Below are 21,192 nucleotides of genomic sequence, written 5' to 3' on the forward strand. Positions count from 1 at the left end.
CAGAGAGGCGGAGAGAAGAGCGGCGGGCTGCCGGCCGTTGTCGCCAGTCGCAGCCCGCCGATTATGAAGACTCTATACGTTCGAATCCATGACGCGGACAACGCCGGCCGCGGCGAGCCGCTCGCGCACCGCCGGCAGCGGGATGGCGTGAGCGATGTGGCCGTCGGCGTGGGACTGCGTGGTCGCGACGAGGAGGGAGTTCACCAGGGCCTCCTCGACCGCATCCATCGTCGCCTGGAACAGCGGAGAGAGCAGGGCGTCGTCGGGTGGCGCGGCCTGGCCGACGGAGAACGCGATGGCGTAGTCGCCGCTGCCCTGGGCGAAATCAGCTCCCACGCCCCGCATCGCGAAGACGGCACGCCGGGCGCAGCGAGCGAGCTGACGTGCGTCGAGCGGCGCGTCGGTCGCGACGACGATCATGCACGAGTTGCCGACGGTCTCCGCGGTCGGGCCGGGGACGAGTTCGGCGGACGGCATCGGGACGCCCGCGATCGAGAGTGTTCCGCTGAAGTTCGATTGCACGAGCGCGCCGACGGTGTGCCGGGCGTCTCCCACAGTCACCGTCCTGGACGAGGTGCCGATACCGCCCTTGAAACCGAGGGCGACGGTGCCCGACCCGGCGCCGACGCTGCCCTCGGCGACGGGACCGGAGGTGGCCGACGCGAGCGCCTCCTCGACGTGCTGCGTTCCGAGGGGACGGGAGCGGATGTCGGAGAGGAAGCCGTCGTTCGTCTCGCCGACGACGGGGTTGAGGGTCGTGGTCGTCTCGTAGCCGGGTCGCGACAGCATGTGCCCGAGGAGGGCGTCGGCGACCCGGTACGCCGAGAGCGTGCTGGTGAGCAGGATGGGCGTCTCGATGGCGCCGAGCTCCTGGAGCTGTGTCGCGCCGACGAGTTTGCCGTAGCCGTTCCCGACGGCCAGACCGGCGGGAATCCACCGCCGGTCAGCGCCGATGACCTCGGGGACGATCGCGGTCACACCGGTGTTCAGCCGGTCGGTGTGGATGGTGGAGTGGCCGACGAGGACGCCGGGCACATCGGTGATCGCGTTGTGCCGACCGCGGGGATGGGTGCCGAGGGTGACGCCGAGATCTGCGAGGCGGAGGCGGGGCTGCGCCGTCATCGCGCACCCTCCCGTTCGACCCGGTGGTGGTCGGTCACGCGCGGGGCCTCATCGCGCGGCTTGCGTCCGCCCTCCCCGGCCACCTGGATCGTGAACTCCTGCACGACGGGCTCACGCAGGCCGACGAGGTGTACGTCGCACACGAGGGCGCCGCGCTCGCACGGGACGACCCAGCGAAGCGCCGAACGATCGGCGGCTGCGACGATGCGGTCGGCGAACGGCGCCGCGTCCGCCCGGATGGGCCCGACCTCGGCGAGCGCGGCAGCGAGGCGTTCTGCGCGCACGCTCTCCGGCACATCCAGCAACACGTTGGAGGCGAGGATGCTCGCCGCGTCGGAGAGGGGACGGTCGGCGGCGACGAGCTCGTCGATCCGGCGGGCCGCATCCAGTGTCTCCGGCCAGGGGCGCACGACGGCGGCAGGCGCATCCACGCGGGTGAGCACGTCGGTGAGGACGTCGGTGGCGATGCGGCCGGCACCGAAGGCGTCCGAGTTGCCGAAGACGACCACGCCGATGCCGGTGGCCGGCTGCCAGCGCATGTGCGACGAGAATCCGGGGAGGCCCCCGGCGTGCTGCACGATGCGGCCGAAGCGCTTGTCGTGCTCGACCACCAAGCCGTAGCCGTATCCGAGGCCGTCGAGCTCGCGCCCGACCGACGGCGCTCCGATGGGGATCAGGGTGCGAGCCGTCTGCAGCTCCCGCCGGGAGGACGCACTCAGCACGGTGGTGCCGTCGGCGTCCGCGGTCTTGGCATCGAACGCCGAGCCGAGGAAGTCTGCCCACACCGCGATGTCCCGCACGGTGCTGAACAGGCTGCCGATGCAGGCGAGGGCGCCGGAGCCGACGTATGGTTCCGGCGCGAACGTCGCTCCGTCGTCGAAGGTGCGGAACCCGGCGGCGAGGTCGCTGCCGGCCGGATAGAGGTCGGCAGCGGCGCGGGTGTCGGTGAGTCCGAGCGGGTCGAGCATCCGGTCGCGCACCACCGCCTCGACCTCGCGCCCGGTGACGGCCTCGATGGCCCGGCCGATGAGCGAGATCCCGATGTTGGAGTACTGGTACTCGGTGCCCGGCTGGGTGGACGGCGTCAGCCCGGCGGCGACGACGGCCGCCAGTTCCGCTCGGGATGCGCCGAGCCGGCGGTCCCCCCACGCGTTGTCCTCGGCGAGGCCGGCCCGGTTCGACAGGAGCGCGTCGAGCGTGACCGGCGCATCCCCCGCGTGCGCAGCGGCGAGTTCGGGGATGTACTCGGTCGCCGGCGCGTGCAGGTCGAGCAGGCCGTCGTCGCGCAGCGCGAGGGCGGTGGCCCCGAGGAAGCTCTTCGACATCGACGCGATCCGGAAGACGGTGCTCTCCGCGGTCGCGGCACCGTCGCGGCGCGGCTGGCCGTGCGTGCTCACGGCGACGACGCGGCCCCGGTGCACGACAGCGGCAATAGATGCGGGTGCCCGCCGCAGCGTCGGCGCGTCGAGTCGCGCGGCGAGCGCGTCCCTGGCGTGAGAGGCGAGGTCGGCGAGCGCTGAGCCCGCAGCGTCGCCGGTCATCGGGCCGTCCGCTCCCGCGCGAAGCTGTGCACGTGGTCGGCGAAGCCGCTGACGAGTGCGTGACTGGCCTGCGTGTTCTCCTCGTCCACGCCACGCGCCTCCTCGATCAGCTCCGCCACGGGGCGGTCGCCCGGCGCCGGGGTGGTCGGCTCCTTCCAGCGCAGCAGGTCGTGAGCGCCGACCTCCGGGTGGAACTGCAGCCCGTAGACGCGCTCGCCCAGCCGGAACGCCTGAATGTCCACGGCGTCGCTCGACCCGAGCAGCACAGCGGCGGGCGGCAGCTCCGTGATCATGTCCTGGTGGTTCTCGATCATCGGCGCCGACGAGCCGAGTCCGCCGATGACGCGATCCGCGCGACCGGCGTCCGAGGTCGAAATGACCGTCGCCCCTCGCTCCTTCGGCCCGAATGCCGCGCGCACCTCCCCGCCGGCGACATGGGCGAGGATCTGACCGCCGAGACAGATGCCCAGTGTCGGCAGGTCGGCGTCGATAGCCTCGAGCGCGAGAGCGCGCTCCTGCGCAAGCCACGGAGCGCGCGCATCGTCGTCGGGCATCAGGCCACCACCGAGCATCACGAGCCCGGCGTACCCGTCGAGGCTCTCCGGCAGACCGTCGGTTCCGAGCACCGGCTCGACGACGATGCCCTGCTCCTCGAGCCACCGGCCGAGGCGGCGAGGAGCCGACTCCTTCGCGTTGACGACCACGAGCACCCGCGGGGCAGCATCCGGTTCGCCCGGTTGCTGCGCATCCCGAGCTGCCGCATCCCGCGCAGCCGCATCCCGCGCCGCTGCATCCACCGCCGTCGCTTCCCGCGCTGCCGCATCCACTGCCGGGGTCAGCGCGGCGGCCCGCGGGGGCGGCGCCGAACCGTCCAGGAAAGCGAGGTGGTCCGGATCGGACGCTCCGAGCACGCGCAGCACGTTCTCGTGCGCGAGCGCCGCGAGCTCTTGCTCCGACCAGCCGCGCGTGCGCAACTCGTCGAGAAGGTCCTGGTAGTGCGAGACGTCCCCGAGTCCGGCCGGCATGGAATCGGTGCCGTCGTAGTCCGCGCCGAGGCCGACCGCGTGGCCGCCCGCGATGTCGCGCACATGCTCGATGTGGTTGGCAACCTCCGCGATGCCCACCGGCGGCGCCTCCCCCTGCTCGCCGCCGCGCACCCACTCGGCGCGTGCCGGGGACAGGAACGACGGGACGAACGCCACCATCACCACACCGCCACCCGCGCCGATCGCAGCCAGCACGTCGTCCGGAACGTTGCGCGGATGGTCGCACAGCGCGAGCGCACAGGAATGGCTCACCATGACCGGGCGCGTGGAGATCGCCAGGACATCGCGCATGGTGGCTGGCGCGACGTGCGCGAGATCGACCACCACACCGATGCGGTTCATCTCGCGCACCACCTCGCGGCCGAAATTAGTCAGGCCGCCGTGGCGCGCCTCGTCGGTGGCGGAGTCCGCCCAGTCCGTCGTGCGCGACCACGTCAGCGTGACGTACCGTGCCCCGAGGCGGGCGAACTGCCGGAGAACCGCCAGCGAACCGTTGAACTGGTCGCCGCCCTCCACGCCGATCAGCGACGCGATGCGGCCATCGGCCATCGCCGCGCGCACGTCGTCCGCCGTGCGCGCGAACCGCAGCTGCTCCGGATAGGCCTGCACCAGCCGGTGGACGAAGTCGATCTGCTCCAATGTCGCGGTCACCTGCTCCGCCCCCTGCAGCACAGGGTCGACCCAGACCGACCAGAACTGGCCGCCGACCCCGCCGGCCGCGAGGCGTGGGAGGTCGGTGTGGAGGTCGGGGCAGGACGCATCCAGCCCGGCGACTGTGTATCCGTGGTGCTCGCGACGAGCCCAGGCAAGGTCGTTGTGGCCGTCGACGACGGGGATCTTCGCTGTCATGCCGTCCGCTCGTTCAGTGCGTCGTTCATCCGGTCGGTGGCGTTCGCGTCGACGGGCACCGGAGTGCCGTCGAGGGAGCGCACGGGGGCGGCGCCGCGCGTGCTGGAGCACAGCCAGACGGCGTCGGCCGCGCGGAGCTCTGCGACGTCGATGACGCGCGTCTCGACCGGATCGCCCCCGGACGACAGTGCAGAGAAGACGTCGGCCTGCGTGGTGCCCGGCAGCACCCCCAGCTCGGCGGGCGGCGTCACGTAGACACCTCCGATCCTGGCGATGACCGTGGAGTTCGGGCCTTCGAGAACGTAGCCGTCGCTGCTGACGAAGATCACATCCTGGGCTCCGCGGCGTCTGGCCTCGCGCAGGGCAGCCATGTTGACCGCATACGAGAGGGTCTTCGCGCCCTGCAGCAGCCACGGGGACGTCTGCGCGACGTCGTGTCGGTAGCCGCGGTCGAGCAGCACAACATCCACCTCCGGAGTCGTTCCTCCCGGGCGGCTGTCCGGGGCGAAACCGATGGCCCATCCGGTCGGCACCGGCACGGCGGCCTCCCCGGCCTCGTCGCCTCGCGACATCACGAACTTCACGGCCCCGCGCGCGGTGTGCTCGCGGAGCTCGTCGGCCGCCGCCAGGACGGCGAGTCTCCACAGGTCCCGACGCGGCGCAGGAAGGTCGAGCATGGCGGCCGACCGCTCGAAGCGGTCGAGGTGCGCGTCGAGCGCCTGCGGGACACCGTCGACCACGACCACCGTCTCGAAGACGCCGTCACCGCGGGTCGCCGAGAGGTCTGTGGCCGTCAGGAGGGCGGAGCGCGGGTCGATGCTGGTCAGGCAGTCCGCCGCCTGGGCCTCGGAACCGAGGTCCAGGCGGTGCAGAGTGAGCGTCTTCATCGTGTCCTCCTGATCAGCCGGCCGCGGCCGAGACGTCGAGCGTGCGGGACGCGTTCTGCATCACCCAGTCCACGTCCACCTCGTGGCCGATGCCCGACTCGGTCGGCACCTGCACGATTCCGGCCGTGGCGACGACGGGCGGCACGATCACGTCGCGCGCGTAGTACTTGTCGGATCCCGACACGTCCGAGGGCAGCGTGAAGTTCGGCAGCGAGGAGATGGCGACGTTCGCCGCCCGCCCCACCCCGAACTCGTGCATCCCGCCGCACCAGACGGGGATGCCCGCATCCCGGGCGACGTCGTGGGCGGTCCTGGCCGCCGCGAGCCCGCCCATCCTGGACACCTTGATGTTGAGCACCCGTCCCGCGTCGAGCGCGAGCATGGTGTGCAGATCGTCGATGGCGACGACCGACTCGTCGAGGCAGACCGGGGTGTCGATGACAGCCTGCAGGCGCGCGTGCGCGACGAAGTCCCGCGGGGCGAAAGGCTGCTCGATCATGGTCAGGCCGTAGCCGTCGAGAGCCAGCATCACCGCAGTGGACTCCTCCGACTCCCGGTACGCGCCGTTGGCGTCGACATGCAGATCGAGCCCGGGATGCGCGGCGCGGACCGCGCTGACGGGCTCGACGTCCCAGCCTGGCGCGATCTTGAGCTTCACGCGCTTGTACCCCGCATCCACCTGGCGGGCGACCTGCGCGAGGAGTTCGTCCACCGTCGGCTCGATGCCGAGCGAGACGCCGGCCTCCACCGCAGTGCGCGTCCCGCCGAGTTGCGACGAGAGCGAGCGGCCGGTCGAGCGCGCGTACAGGTCCCAGCCCGCGATGGAGAAGCCGGCCTTGGCGAACTCGTGACCCCGGATGCGCCCCCACGACGCCTCCAGTTCGTCGGGCGTCTCCCAGCTGGTCCCGAGCACGGCGGGCACGAGGTAGCGCTCCGCGATGCTCCACGCGGTGTGCGTGGTCTCCGACCCGTAGTACGGGTCGGAGGGGGTGGCGATCTCGCCCCAGCCGACCCGGCCATCCGCGTCCGTCGCCTCGACGAGAAGGTGGTTGAGCCCCGTCTTGCGGTGCGAGCTCGTCTCGAAGCTGTGGACGAGGGGAAGGGTCACATCGAACAGGCGCAATCGGTCGATTCTCATACGGAGGGCTCCTTGCCGGAATCGGGGTGGGACGGACGTTCGACGGCGAGATAGACGGCTGTGGACGGATCGACGCGCACGCAGGAGACGAGGACGGCTCCGCTGCCGATCAGAGTAGCGAGCGACTGACGCACGTTCGCGCGCAGCAGGTCATGTGATGCACGCTCCTCTCCGTCGTCGGAGACGGCGGGCGCCTGCGCGGGCACGGCGAGCCAGGCGGCCTCCTGGACGGAGCCGTCCCGGCGGGAGAGCGGCCCGTGGACGACGCGGCCCCAGTCGGCGCGGCCGAGAGCGGGCGGCTCGACACGGCGCAGGTCGTCGAACGGGTCGTCGTCACGCGTCAGCCGCCACTCGACCACCACGCGATCCGTGCCCGCCCTGCCGTAGTAGTCGGGCACGAACCCGACACCCTCCGCACCGAGCGAGGTGAAGTTGAAGTGGGCGTTCCTCGAGAGCACGGGATCGAACGTCCAGCGCATCGTGCGGTGCCCCCACCCGAGCGCCACATCGCGCTGACGCTCTTTGAGCATCCGGCCGACGCCTTCGCCCTGGTGCGCCGCATCCACCACGGCCGCCTGCGAATAGTGGAAGTCACGGCCCAGAGCGTCGCGCCCGGCGAAACCGTACGCGAATCCGATCAGCTCGTCGTCGGCCGTGCGCACGCCGACCGCGGACCCTCCGTTGCGCGCGAGGGCGCTGAGAAGATTGGGGTTGAGCGAGAACTCGGGACGCTCGTAGCCGAAAACGCGGGTGTACAGAGCCGCGGCCGCGCGGAACTCCTCGCCGGAACTCAGCGTCTCCGCGCGAAGCGAGGAAAGGGAAGCCTGGGGCACGATACGTTTCCTATGTTTGGTCGCACGAGGCGTGGACCGCCAGGTTATCGCTCCCATAGCGCCCGATCAAGCAAACGATATGATTCGTAAAACAAGCGACAGGAGTCGGCGTGACGCACGAGGTGAACGACGAAGCAGGTGAGACCCTCGCCCGGTTGGAGCGCCTCGCGCGGATCGAATCGCCCTCCTTCGACGCGGGCGCGAGCGAGCGCATGACGAGTCTCCTCGCCGAATGGTGGGATGCAGCGGGCGCCGACGTGCGCATCGAGACGTCGGAGGCCGGCGCCAACCTCGTCGCCGACCTCGAGGGCGTCGGCGAGCCCCTTCTGCTCGTCGGCCACTCGGACACGGTCTGGCCGCACGGCGCGATCGAGGATCAGGTGCCGTGGTCCGTGGACGGCGACACCGTGCGCGGCCCAGGCGTCTACGACATGAAGAGCGGGCTGCTCGTGATGCTCGCGGCCGCCGAGCGCCTGCGCGGACGCCCCCACCGGAGCGTGCGCGTCGTGATCGTGTGCGACGAGGAGGTCGGCTCGCCGACCACGCAGGCGCTGCTCCTGTCGTGCGCCGATGGCGTTTCCGGCGCCATCGGCTTCGAGTCCCCGCATCCGGACGGAGCGCTGAAGGTGGGGCGGCGCGGCAGCACCCGGGTGGGCCTGACGGTTCGCGGGCGTGCTTCCCATGCCGCGCTCGACCCGGACGGGGGCATCTCGGCCATCGACGAACTCGTCGACCAGCTGGTGGCGGTCAGGGGCATCGTGGCCGACGCGTCTCAGCACTCGGAGGTGCTCTGCAACGTCGGGACGATCGCGGGCGGCGGGCGGGCGAACGTCGTCCCCGCGGAGGCCGAGGCGGAGATCGGCCTGCGGTTCCTGGACGGCCAGACGGAACACGCCGTCCTCGAGGCACTGCGCACTCTCTCCCCGGTGCGGAGCGGCGCCGTGGTCGAGACGACGCCGCGCAGCCACCGTCCTGCGTGGAGCCCGTCTGCCGCAGACGGCGACCTGCTGTCGGCGATCGCGGCCGCGGGGGCGCGTGTCGGGCAGACGGTCACCGGCAGGCCGGCGAGCGGGGCAGGGGACACGAATCTGCTCGGGAGCCTGGGCATCCCGACGGTCGACGGCTTCGGCCCCCGGGGCGGCGGCGCTCACGCGGTCGACGAGCGGGTGTCGCTCCGTTCGCTCGGCGAACGGATCGACCTCCTCACGGCGGTGCTCGGCGGTCCGGAGCTCGCGGCCATCGCGCCCCGCGCGCCTCGCGCCGCGAACTGACCGCCGCGCTCCAATCACCACTCCCCCTCCGCACTCGGAGGGAGGTTGTGACCACGCGGCACGATCAGGTAGACGGTGCGGCGACTGTGCGACCAGGCATCGTCGAACGCACGGCGGGGATAGGTGCGCAGCCCGGCATCTCCGCCGGGGTTCGACGGGTCGGCCACCAGCACATCCCCGTCGGCGTCGAAGCCGCGGATCACGAGCAGGTGACCCGGGGTGTCGTAATCGGCCCCCGGCAGCTCGCCGGGCGCGAACGAAATCGACGCCACGAGCGGAATCCCCGCATCCGTCAGCATGCGGGCCGAGCGCAGGGACGACAGCCTCGTCACCAGGGCATCGAAGCCGAGCGCTCCGGCGAGAGCGACGTTGAACGACCAGTTGCCCGTCCCGTCGTATGCCGCGTCGTACACGGCCCGCGCCACCCACGGGACGCGCGGGTCGGCTCCGGCCGGAACGTCAGCCGATCCAGCGGCCGGGATCCGGGCACCCCAGGCGCCCGCGATCATGGTGAGCGAGGTCGGAGAACACCACGCGGGACCTCCACCGCCGAGGTCGGCGCGGGCGGGGTACGCCCGCTGGGACAGCGGCTGCACGGCCGAAGCGGCGCCGACCATTCCTGCCTCGGCCGGGCCGGGAGTCGCGTCCCGTGCCGTCGCGGACGCCGACGCCGAGGCTGGCGCGCCACGACCCGGCGCACTGAAGCTCACCGCGGCCAGGCGCAACGCATCCCTGGATGCGTCGCGCTCGCCCTCCCGGCCTTCGCCCTGGCCTTCGTGGCCGAGCGTGATGCGCAGCTGCACCGCGTCGAACGAGCCGGCGCTCCCTGCCGTCAGAACGTCGGTCTCCATCGTCGGCGCCCCGGACGCAGCGCCGGCTGCGCCTCCCGGAGCCGCACTACTGCGCCGGCCGATGTCGCCCCACAGTGCGACGGTCTGCCAGGGATGCCAGCGTTCGCCGGCCGTGCGCGCACGGATCTCGACGACAGCGGTCGCGTCCGGGTCGAGGTTCCACGAGGCGACGGCCTGGTCGGCGCCCGCATCGCCCGCCCAAGCCGGCACGAGCACGTTCGACGTCCATTGCCGGCCCGTCCATCCCTCGTCCGTTTCGGCGCGCACCAGGCTGGTGCGCCACTCCGATGGGTCGGCCTCCGGTGTTCCTGGCATCGCTCCTCCTCGCCCGAATGGATTATCCGGTACGCATCATCCTCCACCAGCAACCGATATGGACGAATATCGGTTTCAGCGTGAACGGGCAATTTGCACACGATTTGCGCGCCGAGAGGCACCTCGATGGGCACTTTGCGGTGCTCGGGAATGCGATTGTGCACATTATCGGCAAACCCACCCTTAACCGCGCCACCCGCATGGCGTTACGAATTCATTAACATCTGTCACGAATACGTTGACCAGGACGTGCTCCATGCTGTTCCATTACTGCAACCCTCGTGGTCCTGCTCTGGACCTCGGCCGATGGAAGGACTCCCATGCGCACCAGGCACCGCAAACATCTGATCCGAGCGCTGTCATTCGTTGCAGCAGCAGCGATCATCGCCGCGCCCGCCGGCGCAGCGAACGCGGCGGAGCCGCACAGCGTCCAGGCCGCCGACCCCACCTCGTCCCCGACGTCCGGCAAAGATGCCAAGACGATGAGGATCGCGACCTCCGGGTTCGTCGACAGCTTCAACCCCTGGACCTCGATCTATCTGCTCCCGACCAACCTCTTCCGCTACATGTACGAGAACCTGGTGCAGAACAGCGACGTCGACGGCTCGCCGACGAAGGGCCTCGCCGACCACTGGAAGGTCGAAGAGGGCGGCAAGAAGTGGGTGTACACCCTGCAGGACGGTCTCACCTGGTCCGACGGGAAGGCCATCACCTCGGCCGACGTGAAGTACACCTTCGATCAGATGATGACCAACCCCGACCTCGCCGTCGCCAACGGCAACTTCCTCGCCAACTTCTCCGACGTGAAGGCGCCGGACGCCAAGACCGTCGTCATCGATCTCAAGGCGCCGCAGGCTCCGAACCCCGGCATCGAGGTCCCGATCCTCCCCAAGCACGTCTGGGAGAAGATCTCCGACCCCGCCACGTACGCGAACGACAAGGACGTCGTCGGCTCCGGACCGTTCCTGCTGGAGAGCTACAAGGCCAACCAGTTCATCACCATGAAGGCCAACCCGAAGTTCTGGAAGGGCGCCCCGAAGATCGACACCATCCAGTACGTGTACTACACGAACTCGGATGCGCAGGTTCAGGCCCTCCGCTCCGGCGACGTCGACTTCGTGACCGGCCTCACCCCCACCCAGTACCAGGCGCTGAAGGGCGCGGAGGGGATCACCGAGCACTCGGGGATCGGCCGCCGGTTCTCGTCGTTCAGCTTCAACTCCGGCGTCAAGACCGTCGACGGCCAGCCGTTCGGAAACGGGAACCCGGCCCTGCAGGACGTGAACGTGCGTCAGGCCATCCGGATGGGCACCGACACCAAGACCCTGCTGTCGAAGGTGCTCAACGGCCTCGGCAACCCCGGCACGAGCTTCATCCCGTCGTCGTACCCGCAGTGGACGCTGCCCACGGACGACTCGGCCGTGAAGGCACTCGCATACAGCCCGGACAAGGCCAAGGCCAAGCTCGACGCCGCCGGCTGGAAGGTCGGAGCGGACGGCATCCGCGTCAAGGACGGCCAGCGCCTCTCGCTCCGCCTCTTCGTGGACTCGACGGACCCGCAGGAGCAGACGGTCGCGCAGTACTTCCAGCCGTGGATGAAGACGATCGGCATCGACATCCAGCCGATCTCGACGGACTCCGACACGATCAACGCCGACACGCTGAAGGGCAACTACGACATCTACTTCAGCGGCTGGAGCGTCGGACCCGACCCGGACTACCAGCTCAGCATCAACACCTGCTCGAGCCTGCCGACCAAGACGGACGGCACCGGCGCGACCTCGCAGGACGGCTGGTGCAACCCGGAGTACGACAAGCTCTACAAGGAGCAGCAGACCGAGACGGACGCCAAGAAGCGTGAAGCCATCGTCCAGAAGATGCTGCAGCTCAACTTCACGGACACCGCGCAGATCGTGTACTGGTATGCCAACGGGCTCGAGGCCTACCGCTCCGACCGGTTCACCGACTTCCGGATGATGCCGGCGAAGGGCGGGATCATCGCCAACCAGTCCGGCTACTGGGGCTTCATGGACGTCGCACCCGTCGGAGACGGCGCGAGCAGCGACTCCGGCCCCAATGTCGGCCTCCTCGTCACGGGTGGGGTGATCGTCCTCATCGTGATCGGTGCGATCATCTTCTTCGTGGTGCGCCGACGCTCGAGCGCCGACGTCGAATAGTCGACCGGGTGGCCGCGGCGGACTCCCGTCGCGGCCACCGCTCTCCCCGTCGCGTCAGAAGAGAAGGCATATGAGCAACGCAACCCCCGTCACAGAGGCGGTGATCCTCGAGGAAAAAGGCGAGGCGACCGTCCGCAGCGCCCCAGCGCTGAAATACGCGCTGAACAAGATCGGCGGAGCGGCGATCAGCCTCGTGATGGTGATCATCCTCGGGTTCTTCGCCTTCAAGATCCTGCCGGGCGACCCGGTCGCCGCGATGGCGCGCGAGCACCCGATGACGTCCGAGCAGATGGCGCAGCTGCGCGAGCAGCTCGGCCTCGACAAGCCGCTCTGGCAGCAGTTCGGCGAGTACATCGGCAACGTCGTCACGCTCAACTTCGGCCAGAGCTACGTCTACAAGCAGAGCGTCGCATCGCTCATCGGCGAATACTTCTGGAACACCATCCTGCTCACCGGAACCTCGGCGATCCTGGCCATCGCCCTCGGGCTCTGGCTCGGCCAGAAGGCGGGCTGGCGACCTGGTTCGATGTTCGACAAGGTCACCACCGGCACCTCACTGGTGCTGTGGTCCGTGCCGACGTTCTGGCTCGCGCTGATCCTGCTCATGGTGTTCGGCGGAACCCTGCACTGGTTCCCGACCGGCGGCATGACGTCGCCGAACCCTCCGGACGATCCGCTCGGCATGGTTCTCGACGTGGCGTCGCACATGGTGCTGCCGGTGATCACGATGGTCGCCGTCGTCTACGCCCAGTACGTGATGGTGATGCGCGCGTCCGTGATGGAGGAGAAGAGCGCGGACTACCTGGTCACCGCTCGCGCCAAAGGGCTGAAGGATGACGACCTCCGCCGTCGCCACGCCGTCCCGAACGCGCTGCTGCCGACCGTGACGCTGGTCTTCATGCACATCGGCGGCCTGATCGCCGGCGCCGTCACCGTCGAGACCGTCTTCTCCTGGCCCGGACTCGGCAAGCTCACCTACCAGGCGATCCAGGGACCGGATCTTCCGCTCCTGCAGGGAACGTTCGTGGTCTTCTCGGCCATCATCATCGTCATGAACCTCGTCGCGGACTTCGTGTACCGTCGGCTCGACCCGAGAGTGAGGCGCGGATGAGCGGCACCACCACCGCAACCGCACGGCGTTCGCCCCGCAGCATGGCGTGGGCCAGGCGAAGGGACGCGTTCGGCAGCTTCTGCCGGGAGTTCTCGCACAGCCGCGCCGGAATGGCCGGGCTGATCTTCCTCGTCGTCGTGATCCTGCTCGCGCTCCTCGCCCCGGTGCTCGCGCCGTCGTGGATGCTCGACGTCACCAAGCTCCTCGACCAGCCGCGGTTCGCGCCGCCGTCGATCGCGCATCCACTGGGCACCGACGACCAGGGGCGCGAACTGTGGGTGCGGATGATCTGGGGCGCGCGGGTCTCGCTGCTCGTCGGCTTCGCCGCCACCGCCGTGTCGATGATCATCGGCACCATCGTCGGCATCGCGGCCGGCCACTTCACCGGCTGGACCGGCGGCCTGCTGATGCGCATCATCGACTTCTTCCTCGTGCTGCCGTCGCTCATCCTCGCGATCGTCCTCTCGTCCGTGCTCTCGCGCGGCGTCTGGACGATCGTGATCGCCATCGGGCTCACCTCGTGGGCGGGGACCGCGCGCGTGGTGAGGGCGCAGACCCTCTCCGTGGAGTCGCGCGACTACATCGAGCGGGCCAGGGTGCTCGGCGCCGGGCACTGGCACATCATCGTGAAGCATCTGCTCCCCGCCGTGCTGCCGCTCGTGCTGGCGAACACGACCCTCACCGTCGGGTCGGCGATCATCGCGGAGTCCACCCTGTCGTTCCTCGGGCTCGGCGACACCACTCTCCAGTCGTGGGGTTCGGTCCTGAAGAACTCGATGGATGTGTCGGCCGCGACGGCGGGCTACTGGTGGTACATCCTCGTGCCCGGCATCGCGATCGTCCTGGTCGTCCTCGCCTTCACCCTCATCGGCCGCGCCGTCGAGACCATCGTGAACCCGACGCTGAGGAGCCGCTGATGCCCGACCTGACCTTCGACGACGTCAGCATCACCTACCGCACGGCGGGACGCAACGACGAGGGCGAGATCGCCGCGGTCAAGAGCGTGTCCCTGCAGTTGCCCGCCGGCGGCACCCTCGGGATCGCCGGCGAGTCTGGATCGGGCAAGTCGACCCTCGCCATGAGCGTGCTGCGACTCCTGCCCGCGAACGCCAGGATGGACGGCCGCGTGCTGATCGGCGACACCGACATCGCCGACCTGCGGTTCGGCGAGCTGAGGGCCCTGCGCTGGGCGGAAGCATCCATCGTCTTCCAGGGCGCGATGCACTCCCTCAACCCCGTGCGCACGGTCGGGCAGCAGATCGTCGAGGCGCTCGAACTGCACGTCTCCGAGGCCTGGCGCACCGACAAGGCGCGCAAGGCACGCGCGCTCGAACTGCTGTACGCGGTCGACCTGGCACCCGCGAAAGCGGAGGCCTACCCGCACGAATTGTCCGGCGGCCAGAAGCAGCGCGTCATGATCGCGATGGCGCTCGCCTGCGAGCCGGACATCATCATCGCCGACGAACCGACGACGGCCCTCGATGTGATCGTGCAGAAGCAGATCCTGGACATGATCAGCGCCCTGGTCTCCGAGCGCGGCATCTCGATGCTGATGATCAGCCACGACCTCTCCGTGCTCGCCACCGCCTGCGAGCGGATCGCGATCATGCGCGACGGCGAGCTCGTCGAAATGGGCGACGGATACGAGGTGTGCACGAATCCGCAGCACCCGTACACGCGTCAGCTGGCCGAGGCGTTCCCGACCATCGGCGACCCCGCGTCCAGGCTCAATCCGGTGACCCGCCGCGCGGACGCGGTCACGGTCACCGACAGATCGCGCGTCCTCTCGGACGAGGTGGTGCTGGAAGCGCGCGGGGTCACCGTCACGTATCACGGGCGCGGCAAGCCGCTCGCGGCCGTCAAAGACGTGAGCCTGAGCCTCCGGCGCGGCGAGATCCTCGCGCTGGTCGGGCAGTCGGGGTCGGGCAAGACCACCCTGGCCCGCACGATCGTCGGGTTGCAGCGCGCGGACGACGGCTCCACCATCCGGTTCCGTGGCAAAGACATCCCGCACCGGGGACGCGCGCTGCGCGAGTTCCGCAGCGAGGTGCAGATGGTCCTGCAAGACCCGTCGGCAGCACTGAACCCCAAGATCAGCGTCTACGAGTCCGTCGCCGAGGGCCTGCGCGTGCAGCGCTTCCAGGGCGACGAGCAGGAGCGCGTCGCGCAGAGCCTCGCCGATGCCGAACTGCTCCCGCCGGAGCGTTTCTTCCGCGCCATCCCGCAGGAGCTGTCCGGCGGCCAGCGCCAGCGCGCGGTGATCGCCGGTGCGCTGGCGGTCGGTCCGCAGCTGCTGGTCGCCGACGAACCGGTCGCGTCGCTGGACGCCTCGGTGCGTGGCGAGATCCTGGCACTGCTGCTCTCGTTGCGCGACAGGCTGGATCTGAGCGCACTGGTCATCACGCACGACCTCGGGCTGGCGTGGAACATCGCAGACACCGTCGCCGTCATGTACGAGGGCGCCCTCGTGGAGTACGGACCGACGGAGCAGGTGCTCCTCGATCCGCAACACCCGTACACGCGCAGGCTGCTCGCTGCCGCGCCGAGCATCGAGCGGAGGCTCGCATGAGCACGCCGACCCTCGCGGTGGACAGGTCCGCGTACCTCGACACGGCGCCACTGAAGCCGGGCGACCGCGTGCGGTTCGTGTCGCCGTCCGGACTGGGGAGCGCAGAGAGCCTCGAGCGCGCGGTCGGTTACTACCGCGACTGGGGGCTCGACGTGGTGGTCGGCGAGCACGTGCTCGACCCGCATCCCCACGCGAGCTACCTCGCCGGGCCGGACGACGGGCGCCGCCAGGACCTGGTGGATGCGTGGATGGACCCCGACGCGGACGCCGTGGTGTGCATCCGGGGCGGCTACGGGGCGATGAGGCTGCTCGACGGTCTCGACTGGGAGCAGCTGCGGGATGCGGCTCTGCGGCGCGACGGACGGCCGAAGCTCCTCACGGGCTCCTCCGACATCACCGCCCTGCACGAAGCTTTCCGGGTGAACCTGGATGTGCCGACGCTGTTCTGCCCGATGGTCGGAAACGACGTGTTCCGCGACTCCGAATTCGTGCGTGACGACGTGCGCAGCTGGTTGTTCGAGTCGTGGCGGGGACGCGAGATCGTCGGGCCGAAGACGTCGGTGCTCGTGCCCGGTGTCGCCGAAGGGCGGTTCACGGGAGGCAACCTGAGTCTGCTGGCCGGTGCGATGGGAGCGCGGGAGTCGCTCGACCGGCCGGGCGGCATCCTGTTCCTCGAAGACGTGGACGAGCAGAAGTACCGGATCGACGGATTCCTCGTGCAGCTCGGTCGCGCGGGACGACTGGCGGACGCATCCGGGATCGTGCTCGGATCGTGGGACAACTGCGGCGACCTGGACGCCATCCGGGAGCTCGTGGACGAGCTGCTGCCCGGCCTCGGCGTGCCCGTGCTGTGGGAGCAGGGCTTCGGGCACGACCCCAACGCGCTTAGCATCCCGCTCAACGTGGACGGTGCGCTGGTCGCGCAGCCGGACGCGATCCGGCTGACGGTGGGGGCGTCGCTGTGACGGCGGTTGCGCTGCCCGAGCTCGATGCGCGGGTGCGCTGGTCGATCTGCGTCGTCGACGCTGGCAGCGGCAGCGGCAGCGGCAGCGACGGCAGCGGCAGCGACGGCAGCGGCAGCGACGGCAGCGGCAGCGACGGCAGCGGCGGCGTCCTCGCGGCGCACGAGCCGCACGTCGTCTGCGAGACGGCGAGCGTCGGCAAGGTGTTCCTGCTGATCGAGGTGGCGCGCAGGCTGGAGGCCGGGGAGCTCGACCCCGGCCAGCGCATCCAGATCCCCGAGGAGCATCGCGTCGCCGACTCCGGACTGCTGTACCGGATGCGCGACCAGCGTGTGACCGTGGAGGACGCCGCGCTGCTCGTCGGCGCGGTCAGCGACAACCTCGCCACCAACGCGCTCCTGTGGCTGTGCGGCTTGGACACCGTGCGTGCGGTGGCGCCGTCGCTCGGCTTCACCGACACGTCGCTGCACGACTTCATCCGCAACGAGCGAACGCCCGACCTGCCGTGGACACCGTCGTACGGCACGGGGGCAGAGCTCGCGGAGCTCATGCGTCGCCTCGGCTCCGGCGACATCGTCTCGCCCGCCGTGAGTGCGCGCGTGCTGGACTGGCTGGCCGCCGACGTCGACACATCCATGGTCGCCGATGCGCTCCTCCTCGACCCTCTCGCACACGTCGATGACGAGTATCAGGGCATGATCCTGCGCCACAAGACGGGGAGCACGTCGTTCGCCCGCATCGACATCGGACACCTCTCCGGCCCGGCCGCCACCGTCGCCTACGCGGTCGCGGCGAACTGGAAGGACGCGGCAGACGATCTACGCGCGCCCGTCCTCGCGGCCATGCACGCCATCGGCGAGCAGCTGCGCGCACACGTCACCGGGATCCCTGCCTCGTGAGCGTGCCGTTCGCCGAGCTGGAGCAGGAGCTGCCCGGCCTCCGGTTCTCCGCGCTCGCCGTCGACATCGACTCGGGCGAGACGCTGTTCCGTCACCGGCCGGACGTCGTGCTCGACACCGCCAGCGTCGGGAAGGTGTTCCTGCTGCACCGGCTGCTCACCGAAGTGGATGCGGGCACCCGCTCCCTCGACGAGCGCGTCACCCGGCGTCCCTCCGAATGGATGGACAACTCCGGGCTCTGGTATCTGCTGCAGGCCGACACGCTGTCCCTCTACGACGTGGCCGCGCTGATCGGAGCCGTCAGCGACAACGCGGCGACGAACACGCTCTGCCGGGTGATCGGCCTCCCCACAGTGCAGGAGCACACCCGCGCCATCGGCTACGAGCACTCCGGTCTCGATGACATCGTCCGCTGGCCGCTGCCTCCCGGCGCCCCGCGCACGCTCTCGCACGCGAACGCCGACGAGCTCGTGCGCTTCGTCACCCGCACCGCGCAGGCCGCCGACCTCAGCCCCGCCTCCTCTGACACGCTGCAACGCTGGCTGGGCGCCGGGATGGACCTGTCGATGGTGGCGTCCGCGTTCGGCCTCGACCCGCTCGCGCACTACCTCTTCGATCGCGGCGTGTGGCTGTGGAACAAGACGGGCACCATCTCCACGGTGCGTGCAGACACCGGCCTGGTGATGACCCCCGATCGACGCGTCGCGTACGCGGTGCTCGCCAATTGGCAGCGCGGCTCCGACGTGCGCGACCGGGTGCTCTCCGTCATGCGCACCGCCGGGGATGAACTGCGGAGGAATCTCCTGTGATACTGCTCCTATGTCGTCAGAAGGGCGCGATGTGAATCCCGGAGAACTCAACAGCCCGCACGAGCGCTACGACGCCCGCGTGCAGCGCAGATCGGCCCTCGTCCTCAAACGCCGTGTGGTCGAACAGGAGCGCGAGCAGCTCGCTCACGCACTCGACTGGGCCAAGGACGATCCGGCGTTCGAACTGATCGCCGGGATGATCGTCGCCGCGCGCCGCCGGTTCGTGCTCGGCGCGGCGAAGTCGTTCACGTACGCATCCCTGCTGGCGATGGACCTCAGCGCCGGGCTCGCGAACGTCACCCTCATCGATGGCACGATCGTGCGACCGCTCGACGTGCTCAGCGACGTGCGCACCAGTGACGTGCTCGTGGCCTTCTCGCTCGCTCGCTACCGCAAATACACGATCGACTTCGCCGAGCTGTTCAAGCAGGCGGGCGGAACGCTCGTCGTGATCACCGACGCGCCGGATGCGCCCCTCGTCGCCATCGCGGACGAATCCCTCGTGGTCGACACAGCCAGCGCATCCTTCGCCAACTCACCGACCTCGGTGGCGCTGGTCATCCACATCCTCACCACGCTGACCACGGCGAGCGCCAAGGGCGCCGGCCGCCGCCTCCTCGAACGGGACAGGCTCGGCGAACAGCTCGGCCTCTACGTCGAAGACTGACCCGACCGACGCCCGCGCGAGACGAGATGCCAGTAACTGCGGCGCATCCCGGGCGTTTCGCGACAGTTACTGGTGTTTCGCGACCGTCAGTAGCGGCGGCGCAGGTATGCGGACGCGGCGGGCGACCACATCATGATGCCGGCCGCGAGGGTGAGCGCGAGGAGCAGGATGCCCAGCAGGTCTCCGACGAACAGCGAGGGCAGCGAGGTGAGGATCGTCAGGGCGCCCAGGATGGTGAGGATGATGCGCGCCCAGCTGACGCCCTTCGCCAGGAAGACGGCGATGACGACGCGGAGGCCGGCACCGACGATCGCGCCGACGACCGTGCCGGACAGCACGGCGGTGGCGGCAGATCCGGATGCGCCGGCCTGCACGGACGCGACCACGCCGACGATCCCGGCCAGGAAGGAGACGGCAGCGCTGACGATCCACAGCCAGAAAGAGGCGCGGAGGATGCTGGGGGCTGCGGAGATCGGGCGGAGATCGGACACAGGTGGGCCTCTCGGTCTGGGCGGCGGTCATCTCACCCTATCGACACCGCCGCGCGGCGTGCGAGGATCGGCCGTGGAGGGGACACGATGAGCGACGACGGTGGCAGGGACAGCACGAGCGACGACCGCGACGGCGACGACACGGCCAGGGCGTTCACGGTGGCGCGGACGTTCGACGCCCCGCCCGAACGCGTGTTCGCGGCGTGGACGGAGCCGGAGCACCTCGGCTGGTTCTTCAGCGGCAACGGCGAGGTCACCGAGCCGATCGTCGCCGACGCGACCGTCGGTGGTGCGTGGCGCCAGCAGATGATCGTCGACGACGACACCAGCTACGTCACGGGCGGCATCTACCGCGAGCTCGTGCCCGGCGAGCGCCTCGTGTTCGACTGGGGTGCGGTCGGCGGCTGGCCCGAACTCCCGGTGGATGCGTCGACCCGCGACACCGTGGACGTCCCGCGCGTGACCATCACCCTCATCCCGCTGCCCGGCGACCGCACCGAGCTGCGCCTGCGCCAGGCACTCCCCGGCCACCTCACCGACGCGCAGCGCGCTGAGTGGGACGCCATCGACTGCTACGCGGGGTGGTCGCAGACGATCGACCGGCTTCCCGCGTCGCTGTGACGCGCATCCACGCGCGCACCTGTCCGCGCGCCTGTCCGCACACCGCCACGCGCATCCACCCCCTCGCGCCCACCCCGCCCGCCGTGGGAGGATCGGGGGCGTGACCGGGCGAACGATGCTTCTGGACAGTGCTTCCCTGTATTTCCGCGGGTTCTACGGGGTTCCTGACACAGTCCGCGCGCCGGACGGCACCCCCGTGAACGCCGTCCGCGGCTTCCTCGACATCATCGCCAAGCTGGTCACCGACTTCGGTCCGGACGAGCTGGTGGCGTGCTGGGACGACGACTGGCGTCCTCGCTGGCGGGTCGACCTCATCCCGAGCTACAAGGCCCACCGGGTGGCGCGCGAGGTTCCGGACGGCGTGGATGTGGAGGAGACGCCGGAGGCGCTGGTGACGCAGGTCCCGATCATCCGGGAGGTGCTGGACGCGCTCGGCATCCCCATCGTCGGCGCTGCGCAGCACGAGGCGGACGACGTGATCGGCACGCTCGCGACCGGCCAGGCGCATCCGGTGGATGTGGTCACCGGCGACCGCGACCTGTTCCAGCTCGTCGACGACGCCGCAGACGTCCGGGTCATCTACACGGCCCGCGGCATGAGCAACCTGGAGACGTTGACCGAGTCGGTTGTGGTCGGCAAGTACGGGATCCGGCCGCAGCAGTACGCGGACTTCGCGGTGATGCGCGGTGACAGCTCCGACGGCCTGCCCGGTGTCGCCGGCATCGGCGAGAAGACGGCGATGACCCTCCTCACCGAGTACGGCGACCTCGACGGCATCCTCGCGGCGGCAGCCGACCCGGCCAGCAGCATGAAGGCGCCGATGCGCGCCCGCTTCGAGGCGGCCGCCGACTACCTGAAGGTCGCACCCCGCGTGGTCGAAGTGGTGCGCGACCTCGACCTGCCGACCGTGGATGCGCGCATCCAGGCCCCCGACGACGAGCGGAGCGCCGCCCTCGAGCAGCTGTCCGAGAAGTGGGGCCTCGGCGGCTCGCTCGACCGCGTACGGCAGGCTCTCACCAAGGGGCGCTAGCCG

General features: G+C 70.1%; 19 protein-coding genes. 11 read left to right on the plus strand and 8 right to left on the minus strand.

The features are described from left to right. Nucleotides 1-72: 72 nt before the first annotated feature. Genes ACN6M5_RS12660 through ACN6M5_RS12685 form a run of 6 tightly spaced genes read right to left on the minus strand, consistent with a single transcriptional unit; the run spans nucleotide 73 to nucleotide 7,416 of the window. Nucleotides 73-1,122: a P1 family peptidase gene (locus ACN6M5_RS12660; RefSeq protein ID WP_434950352.1), complete on the minus strand. Its 1,050-nt coding sequence runs from the start codon at nucleotides 1,120-1,122 to the stop codon at nucleotides 73-75. After that, on the minus strand, nucleotides 1,119-2,663 hold the full coding sequence (locus ACN6M5_RS12665; protein ID WP_434950354.1) for a serine hydrolase domain-containing protein: 1,545 nt from the start codon (nucleotides 2,661-2,663) through the stop codon (nucleotides 1,119-1,121). Before ACN6M5_RS12665 ends, ACN6M5_RS12660 begins: the two co-directional genes overlap by 4 nt. Beyond that, complete coding sequence (locus tag ACN6M5_RS12670) at nucleotides 2,660-4,558, minus strand: membrane dipeptidase (protein ID WP_434950356.1); 1,899 nt, start codon at nucleotides 4,556-4,558, stop codon at nucleotides 2,660-2,662. Before ACN6M5_RS12670 ends, ACN6M5_RS12665 begins: the two co-directional genes overlap by 4 nt. Next, a complete protein-coding gene (locus ACN6M5_RS12675) occupies nucleotides 4,555-5,445 on the minus strand; it encodes an aminodeoxychorismate lyase (protein ID WP_434950358.1) in 891 nt (296 codons plus the stop codon). Before ACN6M5_RS12675 ends, ACN6M5_RS12670 begins: the two co-directional genes overlap by 4 nt. Before the next feature lie 13 nt (nucleotides 5,446-5,458). Next, nucleotides 5,459-6,583, minus strand: coding sequence for an o-succinylbenzoate synthase (gene menC / locus ACN6M5_RS12680; RefSeq protein WP_434950360.1), 1,125 nt, complete (start codon nucleotides 6,581-6,583; stop codon nucleotides 5,459-5,461). Beyond that, nucleotides 6,580-7,416: a GNAT family N-acetyltransferase gene (locus ACN6M5_RS12685; RefSeq protein ID WP_434950362.1), complete on the minus strand. Its 837-nt coding sequence runs from the start codon at nucleotides 7,414-7,416 to the stop codon at nucleotides 6,580-6,582. The genes menC and ACN6M5_RS12685 overlap by 4 nt, the downstream gene beginning before the upstream one ends. 110 nt (nucleotides 7,417-7,526) lie before the next feature. Here ACN6M5_RS12685 and ACN6M5_RS12690 point away from each other — a divergent pair, with 110 nt between their 5' ends. Further along, complete coding sequence (locus ACN6M5_RS12690; protein WP_434950364.1) at nucleotides 7,527-8,687, plus strand: M20/M25/M40 family metallo-hydrolase; 1,161 nt, start codon at nucleotides 7,527-7,529, stop codon at nucleotides 8,685-8,687. A gap of 14 nt (nucleotides 8,688-8,701) precedes the next feature. On the opposite strand, the gene ACN6M5_RS12695 is transcribed toward ACN6M5_RS12690, so the two are convergent. Then, nucleotides 8,702-9,853, minus strand: coding sequence for a C39 family peptidase (locus ACN6M5_RS12695; protein WP_434950366.1), 1,152 nt, complete (start codon nucleotides 9,851-9,853; stop codon nucleotides 8,702-8,704). A 320-nt stretch (nucleotides 9,854-10,173) separates the two neighbouring features. Between ACN6M5_RS12695 and ACN6M5_RS12700 the strand changes: the two genes are divergently transcribed. The 8 genes from ACN6M5_RS12700 to ACN6M5_RS12735 all read left to right on the plus strand — a co-directional run bounded on the left by ACN6M5_RS12700 (nucleotide 10,174) and on the right by ACN6M5_RS12735 (nucleotide 19,047). Next, nucleotides 10,174-12,030 carry an ABC transporter substrate-binding protein gene (locus tag ACN6M5_RS12700; protein ID WP_085368351.1) on the plus strand — a complete coding sequence of 619 codons (1,857 nt, stop codon included), beginning with the start codon at nucleotides 10,174-10,176 and terminating at the stop codon, nucleotides 12,028-12,030. A 70-nt stretch (nucleotides 12,031-12,100) separates the two neighbouring features. After that, complete coding sequence (locus ACN6M5_RS12705) at nucleotides 12,101-13,141, plus strand: ABC transporter permease (RefSeq protein WP_085368352.1); 1,041 nt, start codon at nucleotides 12,101-12,103, stop codon at nucleotides 13,139-13,141. After that, a complete protein-coding gene (locus ACN6M5_RS12710; protein WP_085368353.1) occupies nucleotides 13,138-14,058 on the plus strand; it encodes an ABC transporter permease in 921 nt (306 codons plus the stop codon). Before ACN6M5_RS12705 ends, ACN6M5_RS12710 begins: the two co-directional genes overlap by 4 nt. Then, on the plus strand, nucleotides 14,058-15,710 hold the full coding sequence (locus ACN6M5_RS12715; RefSeq protein ID WP_434950369.1) for an ATP-binding cassette domain-containing protein: 1,653 nt from the start codon (nucleotides 14,058-14,060) through the stop codon (nucleotides 15,708-15,710). The genes ACN6M5_RS12710 and ACN6M5_RS12715 overlap by 1 nt, the downstream gene beginning before the upstream one ends. Further along, nucleotides 15,707-16,675 (plus strand): S66 peptidase family protein, encoded by a 969-nt coding sequence (locus tag ACN6M5_RS12720; RefSeq protein WP_434950371.1) that lies wholly within the window; start codon nucleotides 15,707-15,709, stop codon nucleotides 16,673-16,675. The genes ACN6M5_RS12715 and ACN6M5_RS12720 overlap by 4 nt, the downstream gene beginning before the upstream one ends. Continuing rightward, entirely contained in the window at nucleotides 16,672-17,571 is a 900-nt protein-coding gene (locus ACN6M5_RS12725; RefSeq protein ID WP_434950373.1) for a serine hydrolase, read from the plus strand. The genes ACN6M5_RS12720 and ACN6M5_RS12725 overlap by 4 nt, the downstream gene beginning before the upstream one ends. After that, nucleotides 17,568-18,380 carry a serine hydrolase gene (locus tag ACN6M5_RS12730; protein ID WP_085368356.1) on the plus strand — a complete coding sequence of 271 codons (813 nt, stop codon included), beginning with the start codon at nucleotides 17,568-17,570 and terminating at the stop codon, nucleotides 18,378-18,380. Before ACN6M5_RS12725 ends, ACN6M5_RS12730 begins: the two co-directional genes overlap by 4 nt. 31 nt (nucleotides 18,381-18,411) lie before the next feature. Then, nucleotides 18,412-19,047: a MurR/RpiR family transcriptional regulator gene (locus tag ACN6M5_RS12735; RefSeq protein ID WP_247597198.1), complete on the plus strand. Its 636-nt coding sequence runs from the start codon at nucleotides 18,412-18,414 to the stop codon at nucleotides 19,045-19,047. 86 nt (nucleotides 19,048-19,133) lie between these two features. Here ACN6M5_RS12735 and ACN6M5_RS12740 read toward each other — a convergent pair whose 3' ends face one another. Beyond that, entirely contained in the window at nucleotides 19,134-19,538 is a 405-nt protein-coding gene (locus tag ACN6M5_RS12740; protein WP_434950375.1) for a hypothetical protein, read from the minus strand. Nucleotides 19,539-19,625: 87 nt separating this feature from the next. Here ACN6M5_RS12740 and ACN6M5_RS12745 point away from each other — a divergent pair, with 87 nt between their 5' ends. Both ACN6M5_RS12745 and ACN6M5_RS12750 read left to right on the plus strand, forming a co-directional pair. After that, the gene (locus tag ACN6M5_RS12745) at nucleotides 19,626-20,159 is read left to right on the plus strand and encodes an SRPBCC family protein (protein WP_434950377.1); all 534 of its coding nucleotides are present in this window, start codon (nucleotides 19,626-19,628) and stop codon (nucleotides 20,157-20,159) included. 115 nt (nucleotides 20,160-20,274) lie between these two features. Next, on the plus strand, nucleotides 20,275-21,189 hold the full coding sequence (locus ACN6M5_RS12750; RefSeq protein WP_434952389.1) for a 5'-3' exonuclease: 915 nt from the start codon (nucleotides 20,275-20,277) through the stop codon (nucleotides 21,187-21,189). The last annotated feature ends 3 nt before the right edge of the window (nucleotides 21,190-21,192 follow it).

This window comes from Leifsonia araucanica (assembly GCF_051161895.1).
Classification (GTDB): domain Bacteria; phylum Actinomycetota; class Actinomycetes; order Actinomycetales; family Microbacteriaceae; genus Leifsonia.